Below are 12,504 nucleotides of genomic sequence, written 5' to 3' on the forward strand. Positions count from 1 at the left end.
GTGGTAGCAGCTTCGCTACCACCCGATCCTTCATCACTTGTCCGTATCTTGCCATTTCCTCACCTCGTCATTGCCCCCGGTTTCAGATCCTATCGAGGCGACAACTAGTCTGACACAGGGGGGACGGCAGCCTGAAAATCGAGCGCTCCACACAACTTGCTCAAGCTGCGGCATGGGGACAAAGATGCTATTATCCGCCTGCCATTCGGGGCGAAACGAAATCTGCGGAAATCCCGTCCTTCAATCACGAACTATCAGCGAGTGGAAGAACTTCGTCCGATGCTCACCGCGGAGCATCCTGAAGAGCGTCGAAGGACGCGTATGACGGGACGGCCTGCTGCAGGCGCTGCAGCAAGGAACTGCATGGGCGCAGCCCGAGCGAGACGCTGCAGAGTCGCATCGACATCCTGAGTGGTGCCGGGATCCGTCGTAAAGGCAACCTGACTTGTCAATGGCGGCTTGTGAGTTGATGGGGAATTCAAGGGGAGCATCAGCAGCGGCGAAGCACAACCCGGAACGCCAATGATCGGCGCGCAGGCGAAGGATGGGGGGAAAGATCGCGCTTTCGCCCGCGGTGGTCAACGGCACCATCGCCGACCCATGGTAGCCACCCACCTTCTGGAACTCCATCGCCACGAACGTGTCTCAGCGGACGTTGAGTACCAGCAAGTGGAAATTCAGCTGGGGAGCGGCTTGAAGGACAACTGCTCCATCAGGCCGGCACCAGGGCGCTGGCGGTCAAGCTCGCTGCAAGTAGATGATTTGATTGTCCGCAGCCTCACCTATCAGATAACAGACTCAGGAGAACAAACTAATGAACGCAGCAACTGAAATGCCGATGCCATTTGTCTTTACCGACAACGCTGCCGGCAAGGTGAAGGAACTGATCGAGGACGAGGGCAACCCGGACCTGAAACTGCGCGTGTTCGTGACCGGCGGCGGATGCTCCGGGTTCCAGTACGGATTTACCTTCGACGAGGTTGCCAACGAAGACGACACCGCGCTACATAAGAACGGGGTGACCTTGCTGGTAGACCCGATGAGCTACCAGTATCTCGTCGGCGCCGAGATCGACTACACGGAAGGACTTGAGGGTTCGCAGTTCGTGATCAAGAACCCGAACGCGTCGTCGACCTGCGGTTGCGGGTCGTCGTTCTCGGTCTAGATTTCCGGTCGGGGAAGCCTGCACCGAGCCGGTTTCCCGTTCCAGGCGGCGCGCGCGTCGCTCGTACACCCAGCACGCCGCATGTACTTCAGGACGACGGGGCCGCCCGCGCCCCGCCGCCGACTGACAGCGCGGCCTAGAGGTGTGGAAATGAGCGCACCAGCCCGGCGCAAACGCTCTCGACGTCACGGTGCAGATACTCCCCGATCAGGTCTTCCGGGCGTTCGCTGCCGCGCACGCTCGCCCCTTCGATGGGAATCGGTTCGTCGAGTGCGAAAGCTGAATAGTAATCGGCGAACTTCAGGCTCGAGCGGATATTGCCCGAAATCAGCAAGCGGCGATTGGGAACATTGAGGGCGTCGCTGACGATCAATCCATGCAGGCTGGACGAGACCACGCCAACGCATGAGGCGACTTCTCTCAACACCTCGTCGATCGGTGCAAAGACGTTGATCAGCCGGGCGCCGCGAATTTGCAGCAGTGCTTTCACCGTGGCCGTGTCCTGATCGACGAAATGCGGAATGACCCCCAGCGCGTACGACTTCGCCGGGCGCCGCCGACCACTCCAGTAATGAGCCACCAGCAGCCCTGGGTCGCCGAGCGCCACCACCGACTGTCCTGCACGTGCCGTTGGCCATTCGATTCCGGCCAAGGTGTGCCGGCCGCGCACGGCATGGTAGTAGTGCCGGCCGGCAAAGCGCTCTTCGGGATCGCCAGCACCGCTTCCCCAGATGTGCAGCCGCCTTGGCAGCAGGAATCGCCTGGCCTTGCGCTCCCTCTTCAGAATCGTTCCGATCGCCAGCATGTCGGCCGTTTCAACCGGCGCGTATTCGACCGGCCGGCGGGAGAGCATGCCGACAATCAGCGGCGAAAGATAGTCACCGAAATTTCTCCGGCCGGGGTCATGCTCGCCCTCGCCCTGCCACCAATACAGCCTGATCGCCTTCAAACTTCTCTCCAGACGCGCAGTCGCCCGCGCACCGTTCTTGCTCGAGGTTCCCGCAAGCGAGTCGGGCCCTTGCGCCAGCAACTCGCGCGACGTCATCGGCAGTAGCCAGCAATCGGAGTGCTCTGCGCGGGTAGCGCCCGGCACGCCGGCCAGACCGCGCACTCAGCCATCAGGCTTGCGCGACGACCAGCATGACGTTGATATCGCCGTGCCCGGGCCACATCTTCCGCGCGCCGAAATAGGCTCTCCAGGCGCGAAGCGCCCAGCGTGGCCTGGTCAGCACCCGCCGCAGTGACGGCGCCGAATGATCCACATCGAGCACCCTGAAGCTGCCGAAACCAGCGCGCGTGGTCGCGGTTTCCAGACTGTGCGGCGTGAAATAGAAGTGGTGGTCGAGCAGATAGAGGCCCCAGCGGTCACCCTCCATCAGTCGACGCCAGTTCTCGTAATTGCCCGTTTCCATGAACAGCACGCCACCCCTGGTCAAGCGGTCGTGCAACTGGCGAAGCACCGCAATCGGGTCACGCAGGTGTTCGACAACGTCCCACATGGTAATCACGTCGAAGCACTCGTCTGGAATACGCTCATGCAGGGAAACGCCGTAGTACTCCTTGGCGCGCGCGATCGCCGATTCGCTCTGCTCGACACCGACTGCATCCCAGCCACCATCGAGACTGGCGCGGACAAAAACGCCCGAACCCGCTCCGAAATCGAGCAATCGACCGGGAGCGGGGCGAACGGACTGAACGTGATCCAGCTTCTCGCGAGCAGCGCTTCGCTTGCTCTCGGAGTCGGTGACGTAACGGTCGCCGGAAGACCAGCGCCAGTTCATGTACGCCCTGGAGGCGTCCTCCGACGGTCGCGGCGTCTGGTAGGCGAGCCGACAGGGTGCGCACTCGGCGACCGATGTCAACATACCGAAGCGCGCACCGATCGGCCGGGGACGGTTGACCTGCCCGCACAACGGACAAGCGATCGGATCCAGGCGCGGGTAGGAGGCACCATCGATGACATCAACCATGCTCATGGCGTCTCAACCCATGGTTCCTGCGACTTCGGTACAGGCGGAGGCTGTCCACCATTGAGCGGAATATCCACTGATTTGGTTCCTGAGCAGAATTGCGATTTCGTCCGTCAAAGCGATCAGTCCGGACCTTGGCTGGCTTCGCCTGGCGTCGGCGCCAGGCGAGCCACGGAGACCGGAAACGACGACGAGATCAATAAAGGCGGCAGACCACGATCCTCGCCGCGAGTATCCGGATTTGCCCGGTGGCAGTCAATCCGGGCACATCTGCCCGACCGACGGCGCCACACGCGCTTGGCGGCCGGCACACAGGCGGTGACAAAGCCATGGACCACGCTGGGCGATCGGAGCAGGTCAGGCCTCGGTAGCACCGCGCGTCCGAAAGATGGTGCTGTAACGGGTCGTAAAATCCGTTTGCGAGCGATCGATCGGTTCGAGTGTCCAGTAGCCCCAGGGCCATGCAGATCGACGCATCTCGTCGTTGTCATGGATGGCCTCAATTTCCCAGTCTACCGGGATCAAGCCGTGGCGTCTGACGAGAGCGGCTTTGCTGTTCAGGTTCATGCCGCCGACAAAAAGCGCGCCGCCCGGCTTGACTGCGCCGACGACTCGCGCAAACGCCTCAGCGGCCGTAGCGTCATCCATGTGAACCAGGAAATTCTGCGCAAACACAATGTCGAACGCGCCATCGGCAAGCAGGTCGTCGGCAAGCAGATCGCCGTGCGAAATCAAGACCCGCTGCCGGATGTCGGCGACAACGGCCCACACCTCGCCGCAGCGCTCGAACAGGCGTTCTGCATAAGGTCGGACCTCGCTAGCGAGCGGATCGGCAAGTCCGTGCTTGGCGCCGAACACTGCCCGCCGAGCGATGGCCACGGCCTCGTGCGAAATGTCGAACGCCTTGATCGTCCAGTCCAGCTGAGGAAACGTGACGGCGAGATAGCTGGCCAGCGAGTAGGCCTCGCACCCAAAGCTGCAACCCGCCACCAGAATGCGCAGTGGCGCCCGCCCGTCGGCGAGTTGGGCAAGCGGCCCCTGCAGCACCTCCAGTTGCCTGAGGTTCCTGAAGAATCGGGTCGCCGTCGACTGCGCTCGCGGTTCGCTGGCAATCCGACGAGCGTGAATGGACCGTCCCCAACCGCGGAGAATTGGCAGATCGAAAAGTCTCTGGTTCATTTGGACGCGTCGCGACATGGGTCTGCATAAGCCTCTGGAAAATGGTCGGCATCGGCGGCGGAAGGAGCACGACGACCATCGTTGCGCGACGGCAACGATGGGGCTTCAAGGGTCGATGATCAGGCAGGCTGCGGTGCACCAGCCAGGCGCGAAGAGCGCGCGCCGCTCTCCCCGCCGCGAGCATGCCCGAGCTAGCCGCTTGCAGTCAATAGCGGGTCGCCTAGGCGCTACGGCCATCGGGCTCCGTCCTCCTGGCGGTGAACAGACGCCAGAGCCAACCCTGGGCGTCGTGCCCGGTCAGCACGTAGTCGAGCGCATTACGGTTGTCGAGCGAAAGGCTCTGCGCCAGCTTGGCCGCACGCGTTCCCGCAAACAGCAACTCGTCGCCGGCCTGCAGCACGGTCTCGTCGCTGGGCATTTCCTGGTCTCGCCCGTCGCGCACCAGCAGCAAGGGCAGCAGCGGCAGAAACTCCTCGCGAGCATCCGGATCGCATCGCAAGGTTCCGGCTTGCATCGGCGCGTGCTCGATATTCAGCAGCTTGTACGCCGCCGGCGCATCGGTCGCGTTCAGTCGAACGCTCCAGACCAATGGCACGCGGTGCCCGCAGAGATCCTCGAGCTGCCCGGCCACGGCTGCCGCCTGCTCGTCTGGCCAGGCACGGACATGACGAAGAAAGCGGGTCAACAACGGCGAGGTGATCAAGGCCATGCACTCACGCGCCACGATCCGTGACGGGACCATCGTGAAGTCGGCGTCGTAGGCGTCGAACAATACCCCATTTGCCACCCGGTTCTGACGGACGACGACAAACAACTCCGGGTTGATTTCCTTGGCGGTCATCGCGATCGACAGGTTGTTGGTGTCGTTGTCGCTGCCGGCGACGATTCCCGCCGCGGTTTCGATGCCCGCCTGCCGCAGCGGCTCGGCCTCCATGCCGTGACCGACGATATGGCGGACACTGAGCGGCAAATCGAGGTCCGGAGCGATCACCGTCAGGCTCACACCCTGTCGTTCCAGATTGCGGACCACGGCCTGGCCGAAAAGGCCGTAGCCGCAGACCACCCAGTCGCCGACCGGCGGATCGTGTCGCTCGGGGACTGGCTGACCTGGCAGACGCGTGAGCAGATCGACCAGCCGGAACCAGCTCGGAGACTGGATTGCTTGCGCCAGGTAGTCGGCAAACTTCTCGAAGTGATTGACGACATAGTGGGTGCCGAAGGACATCATGTTGCGCTCGATAGCCGGATTGGCGACGCGGGCCACCACCATCAGCTCTGGATTGAGGAGTCGGCTGGCAATCGCCACTGCGAGATTGGCCGAATCGTCGTCGGTAATCGCCAGGACGCCACGGCAGCTCCGATGTCGCAAACCCGCCAGCAACAGGTTTTGCGGCTGCGCCGCATCGGCACAGATCACCAGAATGTCGGCGTCAAAGTCTTCAAGTTCAATTTCCTGAACGCGTGCGTCGTCTCGCTCGAGCGCGACGACGCGGATACGGCTCCGATCCAGCGCACGCGCAATCAGCAATCCCGTCTCGCCGCAGCCGCAGACAATGTAGAACGGCTCGCCAAGATGCTTCACCCGGCGCGCAAACCGACCACTCAGCAACACCTGTTGAAAGCCCTTGTCCTGGACCAAGCCGAGCAGGCTGATGATCGAGTACGACCAGCCGATGACCGAGAGAAAGATGCACACCGTGACCCACATCCGCTGCGCGTCTGAAAAAACGCTCGGGATTTCGCCAAAGCCGATCGTGCTGGCGGTGTAGCTGACGAAATAGAAGGCGTGAAAGAAGCTCATCGGCGGCGCCGGCCGACCCTGCGCGTCGATGCCGGGAATCAGGGTCAGGCCAAGAGTTGACACCGCGTAGATGACGATCAGCACGATCAGCGGCACCCGAACGCGCCGCAGTGCGAGGAAGAAAACGCTGGTATTCATTCGCTCGGGCGTGGCTAGCGCCGCAACATGACGGTTTCCGCAATCAACAGGACAACCGAGACGACGTTGGCAAACAAGGCGCCGCCGCTGAGCGAAACGACGCTGGTGGTGACGTCCGGGGACATTCCCTCGCCAGTCACATGCACGGCGATGGCCCACACGCATGCCGCGGCAACCAGCTGCAGATCAGCCACCAGACTGGTCGACAGATGGACCGCGCCGATCTGCGTCCGGTCACCGAATTTGAGGACAGTAGCGATCAGGTTGACGACAATCGCGGCAAACAACTCGTAGATGTGATGATGAACCGGATTATCGATGTCGCCGATGAAAAACCCGAAGTTCAGTGTGGCCGCAAGAACGATAAAGAAACCGAAAACGACTTTTTCGAGATTCATGAGCACCGCCTCCAGGGCTGGCGAAAACGCCGTGCAATCGGCAACGGCATAGCTCGAAAGCATACTCGCGTGGGCCGCGAAAGGAAACCAGTCAGCATCTTTCAGCAAGGAGCGTGGCGCCTGCCCCAGTTCCCAGGTAATAGCCGTTCTCCAGCGCCAACGAGATCCGGTGTCAGCTTTCTTGCCGCCTGCTGCGTCGGGGTTTGTGCGGCAGCAAGCGGCCCGAGATCGTGAGCAACAGCCGCAGGACGTAGCGGTGGAAGGCGTCGGTACAAAGGGCGAAAAAAAAGCCGACCCTCGCGCGTCGGCCTTTTTGGCGAAGAGAGGCTGGATCAGGCGACCTTGCGGAGCCGCAGGCGCATTCCGACCAGGCCGAGACCGAGCAGAGCCAGCGAGCCAGGTTCCGGGACGCCGACTGGCGGACAATTCGGTTGGCAGGTACCGGCGACGTTGTCGACGAAGAGCCACGAATCCAGAATTTGGTCCTTGTCGTTGGTGGTAATGAAGGCCAGGGTGTAATTACCGTCCGCACCCAGCGTCCCGGTGTAATTCTGCCAACCGGAGTTACCCGATGTGCCGACCGGAACGCCGAGCCCATGGATGGACGCGAGCACATCGACCGAGCCGCCCGGTCCGATGAGGACAGCAAAGGACGGGTCGTTGAACGGAATGTAATCAGTCGCGACGTAGTTCCAGGCAAAAGAAAGAGTATCGCCGGTAAGACCAGCGAACGCTTGATAGAGCGCCGAGCCGTTAGTCAGGCTACCACCGTTAGGGTTGGTGTTGAGTGCGTTTAGCGTACCCGCTGCGATCCCCAGGGCGGACTCTATGTCTGTAACGGACGACCCGTTGCTTTGCAGTGCGCCCATCGTCGTTTGTGCTGCTATGATGCTCCACACGGTATTGTCGAAAGTCGTGACGCTCGTTGACGCCGAGGCGCTTACGCTGCCGATGGTGCTCCAACTGCTCAGAGTGCCGGTTTCAAAATCGCTGTTCGGCAGGGTGATGGCGACCGCCGAGGCCTGCGACGCCGCAAACGTGCCGACCACCAATACGGCGCTGGCCGCAAGCTTCCTGATTGTTACTTTCTTCATCATGATCTCCAGAGACATAATTGATCGAAATGCCGAAATGGCTGTTTGGCATCACGAACATACCAACGAGGTTGGTTAATGTTGTGCCGCACACGACAAAGCAATCTTTGGACCAGATCGGAAGGTGTAGACAATTCACCAGTTATATCCGCCGACTATATGACTCTCGTGCGTAGTACCTGACGCTGGGGATCCCCAACTGTAAGAGAAACCGACATCTCTCGTTCGTGAACTGAAGCTGACGGGGCCCATCATGCATTTCGGCCATCGAAGCGAGGCCGGCAGCGTCTCAAGCGGCCTGAGCCGCTGCCCCGCCTCCCTTGCGCCTGGCCAGCAGGGTATAAACCGTCGGCACGACGAAGAGCGTGAAGAAGGTCCCGAGCAGCAATCCGCCGACGATTACCCAGCCGATCTGCTGCCGGCTCTCCGCCCCCGCGCCGCTCGCCAGAGCCAGCGGAACGGTGCCCAGCACCATCGCGCCGGTGGTCATCAGGATCGGCCGCAGGCGCAACTCGGACGCCTCGATGACCGCCTGCCTGACTTCGCGCCCCTGCTCCTGCAACTGATTGGCGAACTCGACGATCAGGATACCGTGCTTGGTGATCAGGCCGACCAGCGTCACCAGGCCGATCTGGCTGTAGACGTTGAGCGTGCCACCGCTGAGCAAGAGCGCCAGCAGCGCGCCGGTCATCGACAGCGGGACCGTCAGCATGATGATGAACGGGTCGCGAAAGCTCTCGAACTGGGCGGCCAGGACCAGATAGATGAAAGCCAGCGCGAGCACGAAGGTCAGCGCCAGCGACGACGACGAGAGCTTGAACTCGCGCGACTGGCCGGCGTAATCGATCGCATAGCCGGCTGGCAGAACGCTGCCGGCGGTTTGCTCGAGGAAGCTCAGCGCTTCACCCATGGTGTAACCCGGCGTCAGGTTGGCGGTGATGGTGACCGCGCGGCGCTGTCCGAAGTGGTTCAGTTCGCGCGGGCTGACTGTTTCGTTGACGGTCAGCAGGTTGGCCAGCGGGATCATGCTGCCGTCCCTGGCACGGACGAAAATGTCGCGGATGTCGGAAGGCGTCGCGCGGTCGGCATCGGCCACCTGGACGATCACGTCGTACTGCTCGCCCTCGCGTTTGAAGCGCGTCACCTGGCGACCGCCGAGCATCGTCTCCAGGGTCCGGCCAACGGTCTCGATCTGGACGCCGGTATCGGACGCCTTGTCGCGATTGACCAGAACCGACAGTTCGGGTTTGTTCAGTTTGAGGTCGGTATCGACATTGCTGAACCCCGGATTTTTCGCCACCTGATCGAGAATCTTGCCGGTCATTTGATCGAGTTCGGCGTACGACGCTGAGGTCAGGATGACGAAATTTATCGGCCGCTCGCGTGGGCTCTGGCCCAGAGACGGCGGCTGCACCGGGAATGCCAGAACGCCCGGAATGCCCATGAACTTCGGGAACAGTTCCTTGACCACCGCCCCGGAGTTGCGCGGCCGCTCGTTCCAGTCGGTCAGGCCGACGAACGAGATCCCCTGGCTGACGGTCGGATTGCCGGCGACGACGAAGTAGCGCTCGACGTCCCTGGTATTGGCGTAAATCGTCTCGAGCTGCCGCGCGTACTTGTCGGTATAGTCCAGCGTCGCCCCTTCCGGCGCGAGAAAGACGCCGAGAATGATGCCCCGATCCTCGATCGGCGCCAGTTCCGACTTCAGGGCCTTGAGCAGGAAGACGTTCGACCCGGCGACAACGACGAAAACCAGCATCACCAGCCAGCGTCGCGCCAGCGCGGCGGTCAGCGCGCGGCGGTAAGCACGGGTCAGGCCGTTCAGGGCATTCTCGACCCACACGTAGGCCTTGCCGTGGCGCGTCTGATGTTTCAGCAGCACTGAGCACATCATCGGCGACAGCGTCAACGCGACGAAACCCGAGACCAGCACCGCCCCGGCCAGGGTCAGTGCGAACTCGACGAACAGCTTGCCGGTACGGCCGGTCATGAAGGCCACCGGCGCGTACACGGCGGCCAGGGTGATGGTCATCGCGACCACCGCGAAGCCGATCTCCTGCGCGCCCTGCAGCGCCGCCTGCCGTCTTGGCATGCCTTGTTCGATATGCCGGTAGATGTTCTCGAGAACGACGATCGCGTCGTCGACCACCAGCCCGATGGCCAGCACCAGCGCCAGCAAGGTCAGCGTGTTGATCGTGAACCCGAGCATCAGCATCAGCGCGAACGCGCCGACCAGCGACACCGGAATCGTCACCAGCGGAATCAGCGTCGCCCGGAAGTTGCGCAGAAACAGGAAGATGATCAGCAGGACCAGCAACATCGCCTCGCCGATGGTCTCGAATACCGCGTCGATCGAGCGGGCGATGAACACCGACGAGTCGTAGGCGATATTGACCGTCATTCCTTCGGGCAATTCGCCGATCACCTTCGGCATTTCGGCGCGCAGCGCCTTCGACAGTTCGAGCGGGTTGGCCGTCGCCTGCTTGATCACCCCCAGCGCAACCGCCGGCCGGCCATTGAAACGGACGCTGCTGCGCTCGGACGCCGCGCCGAGTTCGACCCGGCCCAGGTCGGCGATCCGTACCGGGTAGCTGCCCTTGCCATCGCTGGCCTGCTTGACGATGATCTCGGCAAACTGCGCCGGCTCGGACAGGTCGGTCCGGGCGACGACCGAGAACTCGCGGCTCTCGCTTTCGATCCGGCCCGCCGGCACTTCGACGTTCTGCCGACGCAAGGCATCCTCGACGTCCTGCGGCGCCAGATTGAAAGCCGCCAGACGATCGCGATCGAGCCAGATCCGCATGGCGAAGCGGCGCTCGCCGAAAACGCGCACGTCGGCCGCGCCGGGCAGCGTCTGCAGACGTGGCTTGACGATGCGGTTGGCGACGTCGGTGACTTCCAGCGCCGAGTGTTGATCGGACGAGAAGGCCAGCCAGATGACCGGGTTGGCATCGGCCTCGACCTTGGCAATCACCGGTTCGTCGATGTCGGTCGGCAGCTTGGCGCGGACCCGCGAGACGCGGTCACGAACGTCCGCCGCCGCCGAATCCGGATTGCGCTCGAGCTTGAAGCGCACCGAGATCTGGCTGTTCTCCTGGCGCGAGATCGAGGTGATCACGTCTACCCCCTCGATGCCGGCCAGGGAATCCTCGAGCGGCTTGCTGATCTGCGACTCGACGATCTCGGCCGACGCACCGCGATAGGTGGTATCGACGGTCACCACCGGCTCGTCGATCTTCGGGTATTCGCGGACCGGCAAGCGGGTGTAGGAGACCAGCCCGACAAGCATGATCGCCAGCGACAGCACCGTCGCGAAGACCGGCCGGCGGATGCACAGATCGGAAATTCTCATTTGGCCGGCCCGCCAGCTCCGGCTGCCGACGCACCCCCGGGAGCGACGCCGCCCACGGCCTGCACTGGCGCCCCGTCGCGCAGCTTCAGTTGGCCGGCGGTGACGATCTCGTCGCCGGCATGCAGACCCTCGGTGACCTCGACCTGCCCGTCACGGCGCAGCCCGGTCTTGATTGGCGAGCGCTTCGCCTGCCCGTCGACCACCCGATAGATATACGGGGTCTGGCTGTCCGGGACGACGGCCTGCTCGGGAATCAGCAGCACACCGCTGCGGCGCTCGAAGATCAGGCGAACACGGACGAACATCCCGGGGCGCAAGCGCCGCTCGCTGTTCGGCAGGGTGGCGCGCAACGCGATGGCGCGACCGCTGGCCTCGACCAGCGGATTGATTGCCTCCAGAACGGCCGTGAACACCTGGCCGGGCAGCGCGTCGCTGGATACTTCCAGGCGTTGCCCCGGTTCAAGCTGCCCGAGGTAGGACTCCGGCAAGCGAAAATCGACCTTCAGGGTGGCGATGTCCTCGAGGTTGACCAGTTCCTGCCCCTCCTTGACGTAGTCGCCAACGCTGACGTTGCGAATCCCGAGGACACCGGCAAACGGCGCCCGCAGACGCGTCTTGTCCAACCGGGCCTGCGCCAGCGCGAGAGAGGCACCCTGAACCTTGAGCGCCGCCTGGGCGTTGTCGAGCGCCTGTCCGCTGATGAACTTCTTCGCAAAAAGATCCCTGGTGCGCTGGTAATTGGCCTCTGCCAGGGCCAGGCTGGCTCTGGCCTGGTCAAGCTCGGCCGCCTGTGTCGCCGCGTCAAGCGCCACCAGCAACGAGCCCTTGCCGACGGCAGATCCATCCTTGAAGTTGATCGATGCAATCCGGCCGGCAATCTCCGGGCGCAGGACGACCGACTCGTTCGAGCGCAGCGAACCGACGGCAGTCGCGTCGACAGCGAGTTCGGAAGCGCTCACCCGGGTGGTCTCGACCGGCACCGCCATACCACCTGGAGGCCCAGCGGTCGCCGCCACGCCAGGCTTGTTGGCGCCGCCGGCTGGCGCCGCCAGCATGGTCGGGCTGCCGGGCTCGCGAAACCCCCGGAAGGCAAGGTAGCCGAGAACGGCCAGGCCGACGATGGCCACGGCCAGTACTAGAAAACGACTATTGCGACTCGACATCACGATCCACATCCCCCGCCGCAGCGAGCAAGTAAAGGGCCTGGAACAGCACCAGCACCCACCGAAAGCGGCCAGCGGGCGGGCGAAGTGTAGCAAAGCCGGCGCCAATCGCAAAACCCCAGCCTTGTCCAACGTGGTATGAGCCTGAACGAGGGGTGTATTTCCAGCCAGGAATGAGCCTGAGGGAAAGAAATTGCGGGTGGAGTGAGGTGTGGGTTGATCATCGGAAGGATGGTGATCAACA

General features: G+C 62.9%; 9 protein-coding genes and 1 pseudogene. 2 read left to right on the forward strand and 8 right to left on the reverse strand.

What is annotated here, in order from left to right; genetic code table 11:
* Positions 1-814: 814 nt before the first annotated feature.
* The gene (gene erpA / locus Q1L50_RS00290; protein WP_300335059.1) at positions 815-1,165 is read left to right on the forward strand and encodes an iron-sulfur cluster insertion protein ErpA; all 351 of its coding nucleotides are present in this window, start codon (positions 815-817) and stop codon (positions 1,163-1,165) included.
* Positions 1,166-1,301: 136 nt separating this feature from the next.
* On the opposite strand, the gene Q1L50_RS00295 is transcribed toward erpA, so the two are convergent.
* Positions 1,302-2,114, reverse strand: coding sequence for a polysaccharide pyruvyl transferase family protein (locus Q1L50_RS00295; protein ID WP_300335061.1), 813 nt, complete (start codon positions 2,112-2,114; stop codon positions 1,302-1,304).
* On the opposite strand from Q1L50_RS00295, the pseudogene Q1L50_RS19960 reads away from it, so the two are divergent.
* Positions 2,104-2,187 (forward strand): annotated as a pseudogene (locus Q1L50_RS19960) (hypothetical protein); the annotation flags it as partial. The gene Q1L50_RS00295 and the pseudogene Q1L50_RS19960 sit on opposite strands and share 11 nt — an antisense overlap.
* Before the next feature lie 96 nt (positions 2,188-2,283).
* On the opposite strand, the gene Q1L50_RS00300 reads toward Q1L50_RS19960, so the two are convergent.
* The 7 genes from Q1L50_RS00300 to Q1L50_RS00330 form a co-directional block, all read right to left on the reverse strand.
* On the reverse strand, positions 2,284-3,141 hold the full coding sequence (locus Q1L50_RS00300) for a class I SAM-dependent methyltransferase (RefSeq protein WP_300335062.1): 858 nt from the start codon (positions 3,139-3,141) through the stop codon (positions 2,284-2,286).
* A gap of 351 nt (positions 3,142-3,492) precedes the next feature.
* Positions 3,493-4,332 carry a CheR family methyltransferase gene (locus Q1L50_RS00305; protein WP_366145194.1) on the reverse strand — a complete coding sequence of 280 codons (840 nt, stop codon included), beginning with the start codon at positions 4,330-4,332 and terminating at the stop codon, positions 3,493-3,495.
* A gap of 202 nt (positions 4,333-4,534) precedes the next feature.
* Positions 4,535-6,253: an NAD-binding protein gene (locus Q1L50_RS00310; protein ID WP_300335066.1), complete on the reverse strand. Its 1,719-nt coding sequence runs from the start codon at positions 6,251-6,253 to the stop codon at positions 4,535-4,537.
* A 14-nt stretch (positions 6,254-6,267) separates the two neighbouring features.
* On the reverse strand, positions 6,268-6,651 hold the full coding sequence (locus tag Q1L50_RS00315) for a DUF6394 family protein (protein WP_300335068.1): 384 nt from the start codon (positions 6,649-6,651) through the stop codon (positions 6,268-6,270).
* 332 nt (positions 6,652-6,983) lie between these two features.
* Entirely contained in the window at positions 6,984-7,763 is a 780-nt protein-coding gene (locus tag Q1L50_RS00320) for a PEP-CTERM sorting domain-containing protein (protein WP_300335070.1), read from the reverse strand.
* 271 nt (positions 7,764-8,034) lie between these two features.
* Positions 8,035-11,097 (reverse strand): efflux RND transporter permease subunit, encoded by a 3,063-nt coding sequence (locus Q1L50_RS00325; RefSeq protein ID WP_300335072.1) that lies wholly within the window; start codon positions 11,095-11,097, stop codon positions 8,035-8,037.
* Positions 11,094-12,260 carry an efflux RND transporter periplasmic adaptor subunit gene (locus tag Q1L50_RS00330; RefSeq protein ID WP_300335074.1) on the reverse strand — a complete coding sequence of 389 codons (1,167 nt, stop codon included), beginning with the start codon at positions 12,258-12,260 and terminating at the stop codon, positions 11,094-11,096. The genes Q1L50_RS00325 and Q1L50_RS00330 overlap by 4 nt, the downstream gene beginning before the upstream one ends.
* Positions 12,261-12,504: the final 244 nt, after the last annotated feature.

This window comes from Accumulibacter sp. (assembly GCF_029255145.1).
In the GTDB taxonomy this organism is placed as follows: Bacteria; Pseudomonadota; Gammaproteobacteria; order Burkholderiales; family Rhodocyclaceae; genus Accumulibacter.